This is a genomic window from Bartonella sp. TT121SHDZB (assembly GCF_042193415.1).
Lineage (GTDB): Bacteria > Pseudomonadota > Alphaproteobacteria > Rhizobiales > Rhizobiaceae > Bartonella.
On record NZ_JBHILR010000007.1, the window covers coordinates 102,925 to 121,471 of the forward strand.

Annotated in this window: 19 protein-coding genes and 1 pseudogene; 17 read left to right on the forward strand and 3 right to left on the reverse strand. The window is 39.1% G+C overall.

Annotation, left to right across the window (positions count from 1 at the left end):
• Positions 1-10 precede the first annotated feature (10 nt).
• Positions 11-280, forward strand: a complete 270-nt coding sequence (locus ACFIKI_RS05835) for a type II toxin-antitoxin system RelE/ParE family toxin (protein ID WP_375666263.1) — start codon at positions 11-13, stop codon at positions 278-280.
• Positions 281-557: 277 nt separating this feature from the next.
• Here ACFIKI_RS05835 and ACFIKI_RS05840 read toward each other — a convergent pair whose 3' ends face one another.
• Positions 558-1,325 carry a TIR domain-containing protein gene (locus tag ACFIKI_RS05840; RefSeq protein WP_375666264.1) on the reverse strand — a complete coding sequence of 256 codons (768 nt, stop codon included), beginning with the start codon at positions 1,323-1,325 and terminating at the stop codon, positions 558-560.
• Between the two features lie 313 nt (positions 1,326-1,638).
• Complete coding sequence (locus ACFIKI_RS05845) at positions 1,639-2,301, reverse strand: thiamine phosphate synthase (protein ID WP_375666266.1); 663 nt, start codon at positions 2,299-2,301, stop codon at positions 1,639-1,641.
• A 366-nt stretch (positions 2,302-2,667) separates the two neighbouring features.
• On the opposite strand from ACFIKI_RS05845, the gene ACFIKI_RS05850 reads away from it, so the two are divergent.
• The 13 genes from ACFIKI_RS05850 to tolB all read left to right on the forward strand — a co-directional run bounded on the left by ACFIKI_RS05850 (position 2,668) and on the right by tolB (position 14,662).
• Positions 2,668-3,810: an OpgC family protein gene (locus ACFIKI_RS05850; RefSeq protein ID WP_375666267.1), complete on the forward strand. Its 1,143-nt coding sequence runs from the start codon at positions 2,668-2,670 to the stop codon at positions 3,808-3,810.
• Positions 3,811-3,990: 180 nt separating this feature from the next.
• Positions 3,991-4,509 (forward strand): DUF1465 family protein, encoded by a 519-nt coding sequence (locus tag ACFIKI_RS05855; RefSeq protein WP_375622602.1) that lies wholly within the window; start codon positions 3,991-3,993, stop codon positions 4,507-4,509.
• 31 nt (positions 4,510-4,540) lie between these two features.
• Entirely contained in the window at positions 4,541-4,696 is a 156-nt protein-coding gene (locus tag ACFIKI_RS05860) for a hypothetical protein (RefSeq protein ID WP_375666268.1), read from the forward strand.
• A 275-nt stretch (positions 4,697-4,971) separates the two neighbouring features.
• Entirely contained in the window at positions 4,972-5,106 is a 135-nt protein-coding gene (locus ACFIKI_RS05865) for a hypothetical protein (RefSeq protein WP_375666270.1), read from the forward strand.
• Between the two features lie 181 nt (positions 5,107-5,287).
• Complete coding sequence (locus ACFIKI_RS05870; RefSeq protein ID WP_375666272.1) at positions 5,288-5,509, forward strand: hypothetical protein; 222 nt, start codon at positions 5,288-5,290, stop codon at positions 5,507-5,509.
• Positions 5,510-6,112: 603 nt separating this feature from the next.
• Positions 6,113-6,628, forward strand: a complete 516-nt coding sequence (ruvC, locus tag ACFIKI_RS05875) for a crossover junction endodeoxyribonuclease RuvC (RefSeq protein ID WP_375666274.1) — start codon at positions 6,113-6,115, stop codon at positions 6,626-6,628.
• Between the two features lie 13 nt (positions 6,629-6,641).
• On the forward strand, positions 6,642-7,256 hold the full coding sequence (gene ruvA, locus ACFIKI_RS05880; RefSeq protein ID WP_375666276.1) for a Holliday junction branch migration protein RuvA: 615 nt from the start codon (positions 6,642-6,644) through the stop codon (positions 7,254-7,256).
• Positions 7,257-7,269: 13 nt separating this feature from the next.
• Entirely contained in the window at positions 7,270-8,364 is a 1,095-nt protein-coding gene (gene ruvB, locus ACFIKI_RS05885) for a Holliday junction branch migration DNA helicase RuvB (protein ID WP_375666278.1), read from the forward strand.
• A gap of 224 nt (positions 8,365-8,588) precedes the next feature.
• A complete protein-coding gene (gene ybgC, locus ACFIKI_RS05890; RefSeq protein ID WP_375666308.1) occupies positions 8,589-9,029 on the forward strand; it encodes a tol-pal system-associated acyl-CoA thioesterase in 441 nt (146 codons plus the stop codon).
• Between the two features lie 1,715 nt (positions 9,030-10,744).
• The gene (tolQ, locus tag ACFIKI_RS05895) at positions 10,745-11,458 is read left to right on the forward strand and encodes a protein TolQ (protein ID WP_375640353.1); all 714 of its coding nucleotides are present in this window, start codon (positions 10,745-10,747) and stop codon (positions 11,456-11,458) included.
• Between the two features lie 14 nt (positions 11,459-11,472).
• Positions 11,473-11,925 carry a protein TolR gene (gene tolR / locus ACFIKI_RS05900; RefSeq protein WP_375666280.1) on the forward strand — a complete coding sequence of 151 codons (453 nt, stop codon included), beginning with the start codon at positions 11,473-11,475 and terminating at the stop codon, positions 11,923-11,925.
• 107 nt (positions 11,926-12,032) lie between these two features.
• Positions 12,033-13,304: a cell envelope biogenesis protein TolA gene (locus ACFIKI_RS05905; RefSeq protein WP_375666281.1), complete on the forward strand. Its 1,272-nt coding sequence runs from the start codon at positions 12,033-12,035 to the stop codon at positions 13,302-13,304.
• Positions 13,305-13,336: 32 nt separating this feature from the next.
• Complete coding sequence (gene tolB / locus ACFIKI_RS05910; protein ID WP_375666283.1) at positions 13,337-14,662, forward strand: Tol-Pal system beta propeller repeat protein TolB; 1,326 nt, start codon at positions 13,337-13,339, stop codon at positions 14,660-14,662.
• 1,060 nt (positions 14,663-15,722) lie between these two features.
• Here tolB and ACFIKI_RS05915 read toward each other — a convergent pair.
• A complete protein-coding gene (locus tag ACFIKI_RS05915) occupies positions 15,723-16,469 on the reverse strand; it encodes a YebC/PmpR family DNA-binding transcriptional regulator (RefSeq protein ID WP_375622617.1) in 747 nt (248 codons plus the stop codon).
• A 368-nt stretch (positions 16,470-16,837) separates the two neighbouring features.
• Between ACFIKI_RS05915 and ACFIKI_RS05920 the strand changes: the two genes are divergently transcribed.
• From ACFIKI_RS05920 to ACFIKI_RS05930, 3 genes and pseudogenes are all read left to right on the forward strand, one after another.
• Positions 16,838-17,533, forward strand: coding sequence for a DUF1013 domain-containing protein (locus tag ACFIKI_RS05920; RefSeq protein WP_375666285.1), 696 nt, complete (start codon positions 16,838-16,840; stop codon positions 17,531-17,533).
• Between the two features lie 203 nt (positions 17,534-17,736).
• Positions 17,737-18,258, forward strand: a complete 522-nt coding sequence (gene pal / locus ACFIKI_RS05925; RefSeq protein WP_375666287.1) for a peptidoglycan-associated lipoprotein Pal — start codon at positions 17,737-17,739, stop codon at positions 18,256-18,258.
• A 52-nt stretch (positions 18,259-18,310) separates the two neighbouring features.
• Positions 18,311-18,547 (forward strand): annotated as a pseudogene (locus tag ACFIKI_RS05930) (tol-pal system protein); the annotation flags it as partial.

Consider the following 18,547-nt stretch of genomic DNA (forward strand, 5'->3'; position numbering starts at 1 on the left):
CCGGTTTTGGTTGTCTTCGGCGCGCGACGATTTGCGTCAGATTTTAACTTATATTGCTCGCGAAAATCCATCTGCTGCGCGCCGAATGAAAAGGTTTTTGGAAGCATCCGTACTGCCATTGGCAGAACATCCATATTTATACAGACAGAGTGAGAAGGTATTAGGATTACGAGAAATTGTAGCGCATCCAAATTACCTTATATTGTATCGAGTAGCTGCACATCAAATCGAAATTGTAGCTGTAGTACATGCCCGACGTGAATTTCCTATTTTTCTTTAATCTAATGAGAGGCTATCTGCTTCTTAAATCTCTCTGGAACAATTACCAAAATCATGACAACAGCCTCCGTGTTTATCAAAGGGATTAAAATGATTTCTTCTATGGTAATGAATTTACACGCGGTCTCTTCATTAAAATTTGCACAATCGCTTGCTGTTTGAAGAAGGGGGGGGTGATCGTTTCTCTGTGCTATAGGATGTGTGTCTGTGGAATGTGGTGGAGTGCCTTGTGATTTTGGGTGTGCGCTTTAAAAAATAAACATAAGCATTATTCAAATTTAATTTAATGCACGAGTAATTGTATTTGTATTAAAAGAGAAATCAGCTTCTCCTAAGCGCGTAATAAGTTTGGGAAATGTTTCTTTGACCTGTTCTTTAAAAGAAAGGTAGTAAACTCCATTAACATCTGAAGGCATTTCAATGCCTTCTTTTTGTAGAATAGCAATCCTCTCAAGAGGAAGCGCGGCAGTTAACATGCCCATTTCGAAAATAACGTTTTGTCGTGCACGGGGTTGAATTTTTTCTTCACCTTGAGATATAGCATAACCCATGTCATCATGCGTGAGGAGTACAATACCAAAACTTATAGAACTGTCACAAATTTCTTTTTTCAAAGTTTGAATGATGGGTAAACCATTGCCACTCGTATTTTGTAAGATGTATGGTTCGAGACCAAGCTTGAGAAGAGCATTTTCAAGCTCCGTTAAGGCATAACAATCATGACCATGAACAATAAAAATTTTTTTATTTGATGTATTGGAGGCAGTTTTTGAGGAAGGAATCGTTGATGTTTCTTCTAGATGCTTTGCAAAAGCTTTTTCTAGCTCATGGCAGAAAATTTTTTCACCTAGAATGACTGTTTTTCCTGTGGTATCATCCCAAAGAATGCTTCTTCTTTCAGAGGCTTCAATCTTATACGTAAAACCATAGGGACTTTTTTGTATGGCTTTAACATCTGTGATTTGATATCCAGTTTTGCGAATTATGTTTTTAAGATCTTCAAGTGTTCCATTGTATTCAAACGGCCCTCTGTATTTGTATTCCATTTTTTATGTCCCCTTCATATCTCTATCATTCGTTGTTGGTATTAGTGATCAACATTAACAATGACAAATTCCCCCGCAATCATAATGCTTCGTCTTTATAAGATTTTGAACTAGAAAATTTTTATGATCCTTTTCTCTATATATTATATGAAAAAAAGACGCTAGTTTTTTCATCAATTTGATTGAATTATTAAGCAATTTTATTGAGTTTCGAGGTATCCTCTTTATCTGTTATTGTGTGTTCTATATAAGTAATATAGTGGTGAGTGTTTGGATTTTTATTAACGCTTTATTTATAAATTCTCCTCCTATATTACAAGGGGGTTTTCTCACATTTTTCTTGCATTGTTTTAAGCAGTATTAAGGGGTTATCGTTCTCCAAAATGATTTCTTCTACAGCAATGAATTCACATCCAGTCTTTAAGACTTCATCAAAGGTTGAAAAATCGCTCCCTGCTTGGATAATGGCGGGGGTTTGCATAATTTCTGCCCACCATGTTGCTAACTGGAGATTGCGGGGGTGCGCTTGGGGTTTTTTATCAGCCCCGAGTTTTCCAAAGAACAGGTAATCAACACCTGTTTCCGCTGCAAGCATAGCACTATGGCGATTGCGTAGATTGCCAAAGCCTATGATTTTTTGTTCCTTTTGCTGATTTTTGAAGCTTTCAAGAGCGTTAAGATCATTTTCTATGTGTAATCCATCAGCCTTTATGCGCCCAGCAATGCGGCTGTCATCAGCGATGAGAAGGGCTGCGTCATGATGTTGAATATCTTCTGCGTAGGTTTGCGCTTGTTGTTGTAAAAAAGAGCTATCATCTTTCAACTTTTCAGAATCATAGAGGATGACGCATGCAAAAGACTTTGTTTGTAAAATTTGCTGCAAAAATGTGTGTGGGGTGTTGCGCCGAACATCAAGTGTTAAAATCAACTGAGGGAAAAGAGGTGGATCAATTGGTTTATTTTTTTGTTGTGTCATGTCAAATCCCTGTTTCTTAGAAAAAATAACGCTTAAAAATTAAAGTTTCATTCTATTATGCTTATTTGCGATGAAAGTGACCACCATTTTCACGTAATTTAAAGGATTTGTGGGTGTGTGGAAGCCTGTTTATGAGAAATGAGAGTGTTTTTAAGCATAATATGTCGCCTTTTTGTTGTGATACACGTATGGACGCTTTTCGTTCTTTTGCCTTTAAAAAACTTTTGCTTTAAAAAAAATAAACGCTTAAAATGAAACTTGACTCTTAAAAATTAAAATTTCATCCTGTTCATGCTTGTTGGCAATAAGGGTAAGCACCATTTTTATTGGGACTTCAAGGGGTTTGTGACGTGTGGGAGTCCACTGATGAAATACCAAGGTATTCTTGAGCATAATACTCAACCTTCTCATCGTGATACACGCATTGATGTTTTTCGTTCTTTGGCCTTATTGACGATTTTCATCAACCATATTCCCAGAACGATCTATGAGTCTTTTACTCATAGAAATTTCGGTTTTTCTGATTGTGCAGAAGTGTTTGTTTTGCTTTCAGGGATTGCTCTTGGGTTAAGCTTTCATGGACGATTACAGCAAAAATCCTTTGCTTTTATTATCCGAAAACTTTGGTACAGAGCTCTGCAGCTCTATGGTGCATATCTTTTTACTACTTTTGTCACGTTAAGTCTTTTTTTTGCTGCCTTTTTATTATGGCGAACAGAAAAACTTTTATCGATGAACAATGTGGGACTCTTTTTTAAAGAGCCTGGTATCGCATTTTTGAGTACCTTAAGCTTTGGGCATCAATTGGGATATAATAATATTCTTCCTCTTTATATCGTTTTGATGTTTTTTGCGCCTTTTATCCTTTATTTGAGTTGTAAGCAGACAAAATGGCTGCTTTTGGGCTCCTTTACATTGTATCTTATCTGCGGATTTTACAAAATTGCTCCTCCTTCTTATCCTTTAAAGGGAAAGTGGTTTTTAAATCCTTTGTCTTGGCAATTCTTATTTGTCATAGGATTGACCAGTACTTTAGCGCTTAAACAAGGAAAAAAAATCGCTTTTCAGTCTTTTTGGATTGTTTGTGCGGCAGCGTATCTCTTGTTGGCGCTGTTATGGGTTCGCTTAAATTGGTGGGGCATTTTGGGGTGGCTTGGCTGGTCTTCCCCATTGTTGAACTTTAATAAAACCTTTTTAAGCTTGCCACGTTTACTCCATGTTCTTGCATTAGCCTTTCTCATTCTTTCTTTGCCGCGCATCAATAAATGGTTTTATGTCTCTCAGAAACATCCTTTAGCAATTTTAGGAAAACATAGTTTACCGGTCTTTGTAACGGGAACCATTTTTGCGATGTTTGGACAAATTATAAAAACAGTGATGACAGAAACGGTTTTTTCCGATACCCTCTTAATAATAACGGGTATTGCTTTGCAATTTGGAGTCGCTTATTATTGTGAAAAACGGCAATCTTGGCAGTGGTCATTTTCAAGGAAAATGATCCGTTTATAAAAAACATTCCTATAGTGTTTGTTGGGCACGTTAACCTTAGTATAAAAAGTGCGTTGCGCAAAAAAATTAAAAGAGGTAGCAGTTTTAAAAAAAAGCGTTCTACACAGCAACAAAAGAAACTTTTTAATACTCTGTTCGTTGAAGAGTGTGATTTTGTGCTGATACTTGGAGTATAAAAGCGTGAGTGTACATAAACGTCCATATGATGAACCTATTATCATGATTGAGCATAATGCTTTTGAAAATGCTTTTAATCGTCTCTATGAAGAAACAATGGCGCTGATTGAAAAAACCGCAGCGTATATTGACTCAGAAGGGAAATTAGTGGCACGCTCCCTTTCGACAGAAGTTTCTGCAATCTATGCAAAAGAGGCTATGTATTTAAGTACACGACTTATGCAAATTGCCTCTCAACTCCTTCTTCTTCGAGCAGAGCGCGAAGGGGAAATGTCGTCAGAACAAATAAAAAAAGAAATTGTAAAAGTGTCACTTCATACACCGACATTGGAACTTGAAACCCCTCATTGGCATGAATTGCCAGAAGTTTTTCGCCAATTTGTTTCTCATTCATTGCGTTTAGAAGCACGCATAACCTATATGCGTGCTGGGTGGGAAACTGCGGCTTCCTGTGATTTAGAAGATGATAATCCAGTGGGAAAACAAATCGAATTGCTCAAAACAGCCTTTGGGCGTTCTTAGAGGGACTCCCCTTGCTTTGTGCGAAGGGGAAATGTCGTCAGAACAAATAAAAAAAGAAATTGTAAAAGTGTTACTTCATACACCGACATTGGAACTTGAAACCCCTCATTGGCATGAATTGCCAGAAGTTTTTCGCCAATTTGTTTCTCATTCATTGCGTTTAGAAGCATGCATTTTTTTCATTTAGAGATGCTGCTGTAGTTTAAGCACTTTGGTCAATAAGCGGTGGCTTTATCTTGAACGATGATAATCTAGTGGGAAAATAAATCGAATTACTGAAAACAGCTTTTGGGCGTGCTGAGAATAATAGCTCCTTGCTTCTTTCTTGCGATATTTAGAGCAGTATATCCATTTTTTATAACCGAAATTTCACAACTAAAACTAATCTAGAGTGCTTTTTTCTGCCTAATTTCTATTTGAGCGTAGGAAATATCTTGAGCTTATAGCTGAAGGGTATAGGTATTGATTGTAAATTATGGCATGGGGTGGAGTATGGTTGGTTTTGTGGGAAATCGACTTTGGTTGATTGCAGCTGGAACACTTTCTGTTGATCTATCGTGTGATTTTGTTTTGGCTCTGATAATGATCTGGCTCTAAGATAGAGCAGGGGCTTGTACATCAATTTATTTATGCTCTATAATTTATGCCTATAAAGCTGCTGTAAAGTGTGTGTTAATGAGGATGATACACATTGTTACAGTTTTTGGGCTTCTTTTGTTTTGAATGGAAGGTATTTTCCCTCGCGTAAAATAAAATATCCAAAATAAAGTGCCATATAATGAATGTCCCATGGGTTCCCTGTGCCCCCATGCATGTTTCTCTCTATGAAATGTCCCTCTCTACGCGATGTCATTGTGGTGTGATGGGTATATTCAAAAACACCTCTCAGTTCTTATTCACATCCGTTGAGCCTCTCTCATCTTTACGCTTGCAAAGGAAAAAGCCGGCACGATCATCATCTTTGCCAGTCCCCAATGTTGCAACAGCCTTTGGAACTTGAGATAATTCATTAGAGGCATTTTTAGTCCTTTCTTGTACAGTTTCACTCTATACGGCAATCCCACGTTTCATATGTAAGCGAATGGTTTTGATTGATTCAAGATAAACAGACTTGTAATGAGAAAATTTTAGGATATTCGGGATTCTTATGCAACATACAAAATAATTAATTATCATTATAAATCAATGTGTTGAGTTATAATGATAGCGTCATGCTATAATGTAAAAAGTTTTCGCAAAGTGTGTAGCATCCGTTTCATAGCCTCTTTACACATTATGAATGTGCAATTCAGCATTCTCTCTTTGCTCGCTTGCGATGTTTAACCGTTATGGCATTGGATATGATATAGAAAGGGAATTTTTATGCTTTAGAGGGTGCTTGATCGGGTGCTTGCTTGTGATGTGTGAATGGTTTTGATTGATTTCAGTTACGCTTCATAAAGTATGTTCCATAAAGATGCTGTTCGTTGTGTGTTATAATTGTATAAATTTGGGAGGATGATTATCTTTTTACTGGTTTTGTCTTGGGTTGCTGGTTTCTTTGTGGTCTTGTCTTTATTCACATCTTTATTCATAGGGGGGAAAAGTGTATAGACTGTAGTTTATGGCAGAGACGATTCGTATTATAGGCATTGATCCCGGATTACGGCGTACAGGGTGGGGCGTTATCGATGTTGTGGGTAATCGTCTTCAGTTTATTGCAGCAGGGACGGTTTCTTCTGATGTACAGCGTGAGCTGGCTTCCAGACTATGTCAGATCCACAAAGGTCTTTCAGAGGTTGTGCATCAATTTATGCCTCATGAAGCTGCTGTAGAACATGTGTTTGTCAACAAAGATGCTACAGCAACTTTAAAACTTGGGCAAGCGCGTGCAATTGCACTGCTGGTTCCTGCGCAAGCAAATCTTCCTGTTTTTGAATATGCGCCCAACAAAGTGAAAAAATCAGTTATTGGGGTTGGACATGGGGCTAAAGAACAAATCCATATGATGGTCAAAGTTCTCCTCCCACGGGCTGAATTTGATAGCAGTGATGCGGCTGATGCTCTTGCTCTTGCTCTTTGTCATAGTATGCACCGTAACAGTATTGACCGATCTTATCAGGCAAGGAAGGCGATATGATTGGGGGGGCAACATGATTGGCAAATTAAAGGGCACCCTTGAACATATCTTTGATGATCATATCCTTCTTGATGTGCACGGTGTGGGGTATGTTGTTTTTGTGTCAAATCGGCTGCGTCCTTCTTTGCCCTCTGTTGGGGAGGCGTTAAGCCTTTTTATTGAAACGCATGTTCGGGAAGACGCAATTCGCCTTTTTGGTTTTGCGACAAGAGCGGAACAGGAGTGGTTTTGTCTTCTACAAAATGTTCCTGGAGTAGGGGCAAAGGTTGCTTTGGCAATCTTGGGTACTTTATCGCCAGATGAACTTGCACAGGCTATTGCTTTAAACGATATTGCAATGATTAGTCGAGCGCCGGGCGTTGGTAAAAAAGTCAGTGAAAGAATTGTGGGTGAACTGAAAAGTAAAACACTCCCCTTTGAACAAGCGGTCAAGACTGTTTCGGTTTCTCAGCGTGAGATGACCAATCAACCTGCGCATGATGCGCTTTCCGCGTTGATGAAGCTAGGGTTTGAACGGGAGCATGCATCCCGTGCTCTTGCTCTTGCGATGAACGCTCTTGAGGGCGAAACTGTTTCTTCTGCCCTGCTGATCCGCCATAGTCTCAAATTGCTTTCTTCTCCTACTTAAAATCAAGGTAACAATGCATAAAGATGAAGATAAACGCCTTCTGGGTTCCGCCCCCCTTCCTAACGATCCAGATCGTTCCTTGAGGCCACAAGTTCTCGATGACTTTATTGGTCAAGAAGCGGCACGGGCTAATTTAAAAATATTTATTGAAGCAGCAAAAACGCGGCAAGAAGCGCTGGATCATGTTTTGTTTGTAGGACCACCGGGGCTGGGAAAAACAACGCTTTCACAGATTATGGCAAAAGAATTAGGCGTTAATTTTCGCTCTACTTCAGGGCCGGTCATCGCTAAAGCAGGAGATTTAGCCGCTCTCTTGACCAATCTTGAAGAACGTGATGTCTTGTTTATTGATGAAATTCATCGCTTAAATCCGGCGATTGAGGAAATTCTTTATCCAGCCATGGAAGATTATCAACTGGATTTGATCATTGGGGAGGGGCCGGCCGCACGCTCGGTGAAAATTGATCTGGCTAAATTTACTTTGGTAGCGGCAACCACACGTTTGGGGCTTTTGACCACACCGCTGAGAGACCGTTTTGGCATCCCAATTCGTCTCAATTTTTATACGATAGAAGAATTGGAATATATTGTGCAGCGTAATGCGCGGCTTTTTGCCGTCAAGATCAGTGATGATGGTGCTCATGAAATTGCACGCCGAGCACGGGGGACCCCTCGTATTGCCGGACGGCTTTTACGGCGCGTTTGTGATTTTGCTTTGGTTAAACAAGCAAAACAAATTGACCAAAAAATTGCCGATGAAGCGCTTTCGCGCCTTGAGGTTGATCATCTTGGGCTTGATCCGCTTGACCGCCGCTACTTGCTCCTGATTGCGGAAACTTTTTTAGGGGGACCGGTGGGGATTGAAACAATTGCTGCTGCTTTATCAGAACCACGCGATGCTATTGAAGATATTGTTGAACCGTATTTGCTCCAACAAGGTTTTATTCAAAGAACCGCTCGTGGACGCATTCTAACTGAAAAGGCTTGGAGCCATTTAGGGCTTTCTGCCCCTGCTTCTATAACGTCTATACAAAGGCGTTCTCAACTTTCTGATGCTCAAGACAATTCATCACTTCAGACGTCTTTATGGGATGGGGAAGATGACTAAGGCATCCCTTCATTAAAAGAAACTATTTGAACATTTTATAGCAAGGTCATAAAATACAAGAGATGTGCTGCCTTTAACATATTCTGGTCGAAAAGGTTTGTCCCTAGTGAGGGGTTGTGCTTTTGCTTTTCACAACTTCAACACAAAAATGTGTTCAATCATTTTGAATGATAAACAATTTGCTATATTAGCTATATTAGATGATTTTATGGGATATGAAGTCGATGACAGAAATAACACCTTTTAAGAGCAATCATACAAACGCTTTTCATAATTTTCAAGTCCGCGTTTATGTTGCGGATACAGATTTTTCCGGTGTGGTTTATCATGCGCGTTATCTTGAGTTTTTTGAACGAGGACGTTCAGAGTTTTTACGGGATACCGGTTTTAATAATAAGATGTTAGCAGCAGGGGGTGAGGGGGAAAAACTATTTTTTGTTGTTCGTCATATGGAAATTAATTTTTCAAGACCAGCTAAAATTGATCATCTTTTAGTTGTTAAAACACGTGTTACTCATATCCAAGGGGCCCGCTTTTTTATGGAGCAATCTATTTTGCATGAGGCGATTACGTTGGTAACAGCCAAAGTTGAAATTGCTCTGATTAATGAGGAGGCAAAACCGCGACGTTTACCCAAAGAGCTTTTTGCAAAAATGCTTGGTTAAAAGTGTGCTTCATTGAAACAGCCGCTTCAGGAGAGATCAGCAGATATAAAGTAATCTATAATCTAAGACTATACATTTATTATAGCCTAAATGTTTTCCAATAAGGTTATATGATACAGCAAAAGAAAGCACCTCTGCTACAATAACTACAATAAATTGAAGAAACTACAATAAATTGAAGATGATATCCCACAAAATTAAACACGCTTCATCCATGTTATGATTCAAAATCAATGTCATATCATCCATTTTCTGCTATAAGCTCAAGATATTTTTCTTTCTTTTGAAGAAAGGTTTGTTGGCATCAGAAAACAGCGAAAAGTACAAAATATAAAAAGAAATAAAAATGTATATACCCAGCAACATATTGCAATAAAGTGATAATAAGCTATTAGGTCGAAAATTGTCTCAAAACACCCAAAGGGTGTTTTTAAGCAATTTGATTTGTTTTTTTACTGGACTATCATTTGGTCTCACAAGAGCGCGTCTCTCATCCATTTCTATCCATCATGCATGACTTTATGTGCTATAACGCGCGATTTATGTGCGCTTCTAAGCGTAGTAAATGAGTGAGAGATCAATGTATATAAAGCAGAAATGTATTCTTGATTTAAAGTTTCAAAAGCATATTATTCTATATAATATATTGACTGAGAAAGATAAATTATCACTTCTCACGGGCACAAACCCCAATAGAGGAATAGAATAAAATACTTTCATTTCAAATCTGTTCATGTTGAAACAATTAAAATCATTTGCTTACGCATCATAAGAGAGCAATATAAATCATTGAAAAAAATTGAAAAAATGTTCCTTATGGATCATTCTCAATGCAATAATGATCAAATATCGCAAGTGAGCAAAGAGAGCGAAGAAGCCGGTTTTCATGAAGTAAAGATATGAAAAGGCTTTTTTCATGTCACAGGAGCTTGTACGTTATACCATAGTGCCAGAGAGATGATAGGCATTGAAAAAGGCAAATTCACAACACAATGAGATTACATGAGACTTACACTAGATTATATAGGACTTGTAGGGGTGCGTGGGGGAGGCGCATTGTTGTGAGGTGTGGTAGGGTGGTTTAGTGTCGTTTTTTTGCCCGATGGTGTGATCTTATTAAAGAATGAGAGAAACAATAGCCTGAGGCAAAGCATAATTTTTCATGATGATAACATATTTATTTATAATGATAATTCACTGCGTTGCAATTTTTAGATAATTCTGAAACTTGTAAGATTTTTTCTTTTCAAGCTCTATTGCTGCGAATTAATCAAAAACATTTTCTTACATGTCACAAGCGGGGTTGGTGAGTGGATACAAAAATACTTAAGAAAGGAATAAAATACCTCTTACGAATCTTTTCAAGTGCTAAAACTTATCACTGTATTTTAAGCTGGAAATGCGTATGATGATTTAGCGTTCTTTTCATGAGCGTAAAGATGGTGGTGCATAATAGATTTAATATCATGCATTTTTATAGCATTTATAGGGAAGTCTTTATCGTTATATTTTTCATAAATGCTGTTGTGAAATGAGGGGGGCGTGCATTGAGGGATGTCTCTCGTCATCACTTTTTAAGGAAATTTAAGAAACAAGTCTTGTTTTAGCGCATGGATTTATGTGAGACTAGAGTCTTTACTTAAATTTAGAAACTATAAAATAATCTGTTTTATAAAATTTAAAAAATGCATCTTTCATTTAGAGGGACAAAAATTATGCCGCATTTAGAACTAACGAATCCAGAAACAATTGGAATGTTGCATTTGTTTATGCAAGCGAGTTGGATCGTGAAAGGTGTTATGATCGGGTTGCTGCTCGCTTCTATCTGGAGTTGGGCAATTATTTTTGATAAAATTTTTACGTATCGGAGAATACGGCGTGAAATAAAGCAGTTTGAACGCACATTTTGGTCTGGCAAAGCGCTAGAAGATCTTTATGCATCATGCAAAAGTCAACGTACCAATAGTATATCCGCAGTTTTTATAGCAGCAATGGTTGAATGGAAAAAATCTCTTGAAAAAGGGACCCATACATCGAAAAGTTTGCAGAGCAGAATTGATAAGGCTATGGATTTGACGCTGGGACGTGAAAGTGAAAAAATAGAATCAAAATTAAGTTTTCTTGCGACACTGGGATCTGCGGGACCTTTTATCGGACTTTTTGGAACAGTTATTGGTATTATGGAGTCTTTCCTTTCTATTTCAGCTTCTCAAAATACGTCACTTGCCATTGTCGCGCCAGGGATTGCAGAAGCGCTTTTGGCAACCGCTATTGGTTTGTTTGCAGCAATTCCAGCCGTTATTGCTTATAACAAATTGACTCATGAAAGTGCGCGCATCATTGCACAAATAGAAAATTTTGCCGATGAATTTTCAACAATTGTATCGCGGCGTATTGATGAAACACGCACAGCACCTTCCTCTTTATAAAAAGGATCTTATCCATGGGCGTTTCTGTTGCTTCTTCTTCTCGCAAAAATACACGTAGGCGGCATCATTCACGAAGCCAACTGATGAGTGAGATCAATGTCACTCCTTTTGTGGATGTCATGCTGGTCTTGTTGATTATTTTTATGGTTTCTGCCCCTCTTTTAGTAAATGGTGTTCCTCTGGACTTACCGCGGAGTCAAGCGGGTCCCGTACAAGCGCAAAAAACACCCCTTACGGTTTCACTTGACGCGCAAGGGCGCTTTGCCATTAATCAAGATTATTATGAAACGTCACAGTCCCTGATTGCGCACCTTAAAACTCTTCTGGAAGCAGATGCTACACAAAAAGATCAACGAGTTTTTGTGCGGGTTGCTAAAACTGTTGAATATCAGCAAGTATTAAAACTGCTGGCGGATATTCAAAAAGCGGGGTTTTCTCAAGTTGCGTTAGCAAGTCTAGCACAATAAATAATAAGTAATAAAATTCGCATAACTAATTGTTTTTAAGATGTTTTTTTAAATAGCATAGAGTGATTAAAAATGAAAAAATGTAAGGCATAAATAAGGCATAAAGAATGAACAAAGACTCCTATCATAGCATGAAACGAGGCTTGGCTTTATCCCTTGTGGTCCATGTCATTTTTCTCAGTTGGGGAGCCATTCAGTTTACAAGCTCTATCTCTTTACCACAACCATTGGAAGCAATTCCTATTACTCTTGCTCCTTTGGTGGACGAGTTTTCTTCTCAACAAGGAGCCGTGAAGGCTCCTATCCGTGCAATCCCTGCCGTTAAACCAACTATGCAACCACAAGAGAAAGAAGATGCACGCCATATTGGAGAGGGACAAATAGATAGTCTTGCGCCGTTTCAACCAAAGGAAAAGCTGCTCCCCGTTGAGACAACACCGCCGCCACCAAGCGAAAATACGCCGGATACATCTGCACCAGAACTTACAAAACCAGAATTATTAGAAGCAAAAACAGAGGATGCGCCCAAGGTTGCGCCTGAGACGCCTTTGGAAGCACTGGAGGATGCGCCCAAGGTTGCGCCTGAGATGCCTTTGGAAGCACTGGAGGATGCGCCCAAGGTTGCGCCTGAGATGCCTTTGGAAGCACTGGAGGATGCGCCCAAGGTTGCGCCTGAGATGCCTTTGGAAGCACTGGAAGATGCGCCCAAGGTTGCGCACAAAAATGAAGAGATGATACCGCCAAAAGAAATGGCTCCAACGGTTCCAAAAGTACCGGCAGAGCAAGTGGTTCATCAAGCGCCCAAAATTGTGCTTCCGGAAAAATCTCTTCTTCCACAGTTTAAACCAAAACTTGATGAAGACTCTACAATGAAAAATAGGGCTGTATTGAATCAAAATACACCCAAGCTTAACAAGAAAAACCAAGAAAAACAAACCATTGAAGATATTTTGGCAATGGAGCAAAATAATTTGCTCAATCGTGCACGGTCACAAGGGGGGGGAGCAAAACGTTCTCATACACCAGAGGCTTTGGGTGCAAGAAAAAATATTAATGATACCACAAAAATGGCACAAACATTGGTCAATATTGCCGGGGGATGTATTCAACAGAAGCTTAAACTTGTGGCGCTTGGTGGTGATTTAAAAGATCGTCCAGTTGTGCGGTTGCGGTTTTACTTAGATCATGAAGGGATGGTTGTGGGCGATCCTATCATTGATCCTGTGAGCGGTCTCGAGAGTCAACAAGCTATTATGATAAGACAGGTATACGCGGCTGTTTTTTCATGCCAGCCTTATACAGATCTCCCACGTGATCAATATGACTTGTGGGGGCAAGGTTTTGACTTTAATGTTGATCCCCTTCAAGAAATAAGATGATAAAAAAATCATTTAACGAAAGGATGCATTCCATGACGACTATAAGGAGATATAAAGCTTTTGCTCGATTTATTATCGCTTGTGGTTTGTGGTTTTCAAGTATTTCATTGGTTTATGCACAATTGAAAGGAACTATTTCCAGCGCTGATTTTAATCCCATTCCCATTGCAATTACAGATTTTATTTCCAATGATTCGATTGGGTTGAAAATATCTGCTGTGGTGACAGCCGATCTTGAACGGTCGGGGCTTTTTTTACCGCTTGATAAAGCAAACTTTTTTGAAAACATTTCTAATCCTAATAAACAACCGCATTTTGCTTCTTGGCAGAAAATAAAAGCGCAAGGCTTGGTTACTGGGCAAGTCATGAGAGAAGTCGATGGACGATTGAGGGTTGATTTTCGTTTATGGGATGTTTTTGGACAGCGACAACTGAAAGGACGGCGTTTTTATACCGCGACAGAACGTTGGCGGCGTGTGGCACATATGATCGCAGATGAGATCTATAGTGAGATGACAGGAGAAAGTGGTTATTTTGATACAAGGATTGTTTTTATCGATGAAACAGGGCCTCAAAATGCACGCATTAAACGTTTAGCAATGATGGATCAAGATGGAGCAAATTTGATTTATATGTCTGATGGAAGTGAATTGGTGCTTACACCGCGGTTTTCACCAAAAAGACAAGAATTGACCTATATGGCTTATGAGGAAAATCAAGTGCCTCATGTTTATCTCCAACAAATTGAAATGGGACAAAGAGAGTTGATTGGAACGTTTAATAACATGACAATTGCTCCGCGTTTTTCTTCTGATGGACAAAAGGTCATTATGAGTTTGTTACAAAATGATGGGAGTGCCAATCTTTACACCATGGATTTACGAACCCGTACGATGACGCGGCTTACAACAACTTCTGCTATTGATACTTCTGCTTCTTATTCACCGGATGGAAAACAAATTGTCTTTTCTTCAGATCGTAGTGGAAAGCCGCAAATCTATAAAATGAATGCCGATGGCAGTGATATTCAGCGTATTTCTTTAAACGAGGGGAGTTATTCTACACCTATTTGGTCTCCACGGGGTGACTATATCGCCTTTACAAAACAATTAAGCGGACAATTTTCTATCGGTGTTATGCGCCCTGATGGACAAGGAGAACGAATTTTAACCACAGGGTTTCACAATGAAGGACCAACGTGGGCCCCCAATGGTCGTGTGCTGATGTTCTTTCGCAAAAATCCCGGTATGGGACCAAAAATCTATACGATTGACATTACGGGACGCAATGAACGACAACTCCCTACACCCAATGATGCTTCGGATCCAGCATGGTCGCCATTGCTCAATATACAGTAAAACAAAATGCTTAAAAACAGAATATAGAAGGAATACAGTCTCAAGTTTACACAATCTCAATAGTTTTTAATTATTTAAAAGCAGGAATTGATTATAGTGGGCATGGGGAGTTATGTATATTTCATCTATCATCTACGGTTGTTGATCGATAATGGAATTTCCTTGGGGGAAAATGCTTAAAAAATTCAAAACAATACCTTGAAAAAATAGAGTCGAAAATTCTGAGGTCTCTAGATTTCAACTTTTTATTCAAAGTGTCGCTATATATATTTTTTTAAACTTCCTCTTCAATTTTGTTTGTGAAGAGTCCTCTTGTCAGGGGGCTGTTGCTCTCTGATGTATTTTATTCAAGTACGCGGTTGTTTTAGGTCTGAATATTGATTGATTGGTAAGAGCAAAAGGACAGATTTTTAAGATAAATGACGTTATTTTAGAAATATACGATATCATAAAGTTAATGCCATAAAGTCAAAAATTTATTTGCAACAGATTAGAGAGATGTACCGGCTTTTTGTACAATACTTTGCTAAACAATCAGCTCTGGCTTTCCATTTGCTTATTTTTATTCTATGATGTTGTAAAAACACTGCCCTTTGAAGTGTAGGGATATAGGGCGTATAAACCTCCTTGATATATTCTAAGTGTTTTTTAGGTGCATGGCGAATATTTAGGGGAGTGCATGTTTGTTGAGTCTTAAGTTTTAAGTGAATTTCATGGGTGATTCGTCATAGGAATACGTTAAGAAAATCCGAATTGTTTACAGGCTAGATCATTTTCATCACTTGAGGGTGGGGAGGTTAATCTTAAAGAAAAACAAGATCGAATAGAGAGGGGATATAGGGATAATTTTGGGGGCATGTAAGAAAGGCGTGAGACTACAGAGTTTTGTATGCTTTCTTTTTGGGATTATGTTTTCTGCGATTGATTGTGGTTTTTTGTTGCACCAATGGCTTACCCCGCTATTGACGCGGGGCTTTTATATGTGCGGATAAAGAAGAAGAATGACAAATGCTTTTGAAGCTCTCATGAATGAAGAGAGGGCTTGTGCAAATGATGGAAATTATACAGATAATTTTGCCAAAATCTCATCACTGACATCAAAATTGGCATAAACATTTTGCACATCATCATCTTCTTCTAATGTTGAAATCAGTCGTAAAACAGATAAAGCTTTTTCTTCATCTATTGGTGCAAGGGTGGTGGCTTTCCAAATTGTTTTAATCGATTCTGCTTCACCAAGTTTTGCTTCAAGCATTTTTGAAACTTCACCAATATCTTCAAATGCACAGGTAATATGATGTCCGGTTTCTTCTGATTGTACATCTTCAGCACCGGCTTCAATTGCTGCATCCATGATGTTATCGGCTGTTCCTGCTTCTGGCTTATAGATTATTTCACCAATCCGATTAAACATGAAACTGACCGATCCTGTTTCCCCTAAGGCTCCTCCTGATTTTGTGAAGGCGGCGCGCACATTTGAAGCGGTGCGGTTGCGGTTATCGGTTAAAGCTTCAACAATGACGGCAACGCCACCTGGTCCATAGCCCTCATAGCGTACTTCATCATAATTTTCGACATCGGTGCCTGACGCTTTTTTAATCGCGCGTTCAATATTATCTTTCGGCATCGATTGGGCTTTGGCATTTTGAACAGCCAGCCTTAAACGTGGATTCATGGCTGGGTCAGGAGCACCTTGTTTTGCTGCTACGGTAATTTCGCGCGCAAGCTTAGAAAATATTTTCGAGCGCATAGCATCTTGACGCCCTTTACGGTGCATAATATTTTTAAATTGTGAATGGCCTGCCATAGTTTTCCTTCCTGTTTGAGGGCTTTCTTTCCAGTTGGACACTCTTTAGAATTTAAGGCGATAAAGCTCGCATCCCACCAGAATAAATGTGCCGCAGCATGAGGTGAAATAATCGAATAAACCCTTTATAAGAAAATTCATCTTAAAGGTAAAGACACCTTAGTTGAGGATCATTACAAGAGAGATCTCTTGTCGTTGAGCAAAAATAACGCTATAACAGAATGTAATTTCATAGCAAAATGGTTTATTCCATCCGCGCTTTGTTTTAGGAGTGGTTGGAGAGACCTAAGCATATAAAAAAGTTCCAGTGCTCTTGAGTGGGCGGTAACCTGCCTCATAAGAAGAGGCGCAGAAGAGGATTTATAAAAATGGCAACGCAACTTTTGATGCCCAAAGCAACAGCTGTTTGGTTGGTTGATAATACAGCTCTTTCTTTTGATCAGATTGCAGAATTTTGTAAATTGCATGTCTTGGAAGTAAAAGCTATTGCCGATGGTGATGCGGCTTATGGTATTAAAGGTTTAGACCCCATTAGTTCTGGGCAATTGACGCGTAGTGAAATTGCACGGGTGGAGGCTGATCAAAATGCACGCTTGAAAATTTCTCAATCGAGGGTGCATATTCCTGAAAAAAAACGTAAAGGGGCGCGCTATATCCCTCTTTCTCGACGCCAAGATCGTCCCAATGGTATCCTATGGTTGGTTACGAACCATCCCGAGTTGAAAGATGCACAAATTGCACGGTTGATTGGGACAACAAAAGCGACAATTGAACAAATCCGCCTTAGAACCCATTGGAATAGTGCAAATTTGGTTCCTCTTGATCCTGTAGGGCTTGGTTTGTGTTCGCAAATTGATTTAGATTTTGAGCTCCAGCGTGCGGCGAAAAATCGCCCTGTTGCGGCAGAAGAAGATAGGTCGTTACTTCCCGCTTCTCTGACGGAAAACGCTGCTCTAGAGGAAAATGAGAGTGAAGACAATCTGCATAAGACTTTTGACGCTGATAAAGTTTTTGCAAAGCTGAACGCGCTGCAAAAAAATCGTCAAGATCAAGATGATGCATAAAAAACCATGACACATAAGGGAAACATTTCTTATAGAAATGTTAGAGGAATGGCTAAAGAGAAGGAAAATTGGCAGAGGCTTAAAAGTAAAAATGATGACCAAAAAAACAGAAAAAATTTCGTCTTCATTAGGAATTAACGGTTATTCTTAAAAATATTTTTAAGAAATTACCCTTCTTTACGAAACTCAAGGAGAAACGGATTATGCGCTCTACCAAAAAAACCCTCTCTCATTCCTTAGCTATTCTCTTTTTTTTCTCACTATGCTTGGGTGGGTGTGGCAAAAAAAATGTCGGTGTACTTAACGGTATGAATGGCGCTTATATGAATGATGCTGGTTTGAATCAGATGTCACCAGGCTCAGGACAAGAATTTACGGTTAATGTGGGTGATCGCGTATTTTTTAGTCTCGATTCTTCTTCACTTGATGCTGATGCTGAACGTATTTTAACGCGCCAAGCAGAATGGTTGCTTCATTATCCTTATTATTCTATTATAATCGAAGGTCATGCTGATGAGAGGGGAACACGTGAATATAACTTGGCACTTGGACAGCGCCGTGCTGTTGCTGTGCGAAACTATTTGGTGTCTCTTGGTGTGTCTGCACAACGGATTCAAACAATTTCTTACGGAAAAGAAAGACCTGTAGCGGTATGTGATGATATTTCCTGTTGGAATCAAAATCGACGTGCTGTGACAACGTTGAGTGACATGAATAGTCATTAAAAATAAGATTGTTTGTTTCAACTATTCAATAAGCTCTTAAGGGGAAAAAAGAATGTATCGTAAAGTCAATTGGAAAACACTCTTTTATACGGGGGTTTTCATAGCTTGTTCTACTTCACTTGTTCAAAGTGCGGCACGAAAGGCTTCCGAATATCCTGCACATGATACGGATAAAGTTGATGCAGTTGATAAGGCGTCTGATGCTGTAAAGAAAGCACCGGAAGCAGCCGATAAAGCAGCATCTGATGTGTTGGAAAAAGCCACTGACGCTGTTGATAAGGCTATTGAT

Excerpts from the sequence above, each read along its gene's own strand:
- ACFIKI_RS05870 (WP_375666272.1), top strand. The coding sequence starts at position 5,288 with ATGAATGTCCCATGGGTTCCCTGTGCCCCCATGCATGTTTCTCTCTAT.
- ACFIKI_RS05840 (WP_375666264.1), bottom strand. The coding sequence starts at position 1,325 with ATGGAATACAAATACAGAGGGCCGTTTGAATACAATGGAACACTTGAA.
- ruvB (WP_375666278.1), top strand. The coding sequence starts at position 7,270 with ATGCATAAAGATGAAGATAAACGCCTTCTGGGTTCCGCCCCCCTTCCT.
- ruvC (WP_375666274.1), top strand. The coding sequence starts at position 6,113 with ATGGCAGAGACGATTCGTATTATAGGCATTGATCCCGGATTACGGCGT.
- ruvA (WP_375666276.1), top strand. The coding sequence starts at position 6,642 with ATGATTGGCAAATTAAAGGGCACCCTTGAACATATCTTTGATGATCAT.
- tolQ (WP_375640353.1), top strand. The coding sequence starts at position 10,745 with ATGCCGCATTTAGAACTAACGAATCCAGAAACAATTGGAATGTTGCAT.
- tolR (WP_375666280.1), top strand. The coding sequence starts at position 11,473 with ATGGGCGTTTCTGTTGCTTCTTCTTCTCGCAAAAATACACGTAGGCGG.
- ACFIKI_RS05905 (WP_375666281.1), top strand. The coding sequence starts at position 12,033 with ATGAACAAAGACTCCTATCATAGCATGAAACGAGGCTTGGCTTTATCC.
- ACFIKI_RS05845 (WP_375666266.1), bottom strand. The coding sequence starts at position 2,301 with ATGACACAACAAAAAAATAAACCAATTGATCCACCTCTTTTCCCTCAG.
- ACFIKI_RS05860 (WP_375666268.1), top strand. The coding sequence starts at position 4,541 with ATGTCGTCAGAACAAATAAAAAAAGAAATTGTAAAAGTGTTACTTCAT.
- pal (WP_375666287.1), top strand. The coding sequence starts at position 17,737 with ATGCGCTCTACCAAAAAAACCCTCTCTCATTCCTTAGCTATTCTCTTT.
- ACFIKI_RS05920 (WP_375666285.1), top strand. The coding sequence starts at position 16,838 with ATGGCAACGCAACTTTTGATGCCCAAAGCAACAGCTGTTTGGTTGGTT.
- ACFIKI_RS05850 (WP_375666267.1), top strand. The coding sequence starts at position 2,668 with ATGAAATACCAAGGTATTCTTGAGCATAATACTCAACCTTCTCATCGT.
- tolB (WP_375666283.1), top strand. The coding sequence starts at position 13,337 with ATGACGACTATAAGGAGATATAAAGCTTTTGCTCGATTTATTATCGCT.
- ybgC (WP_375666308.1), top strand. The coding sequence starts at position 8,589 with ATGACAGAAATAACACCTTTTAAGAGCAATCATACAAACGCTTTTCAT.
- ACFIKI_RS05915 (WP_375622617.1), bottom strand. The coding sequence starts at position 16,469 with ATGGCAGGCCATTCACAATTTAAAAATATTATGCACCGTAAAGGGCGT.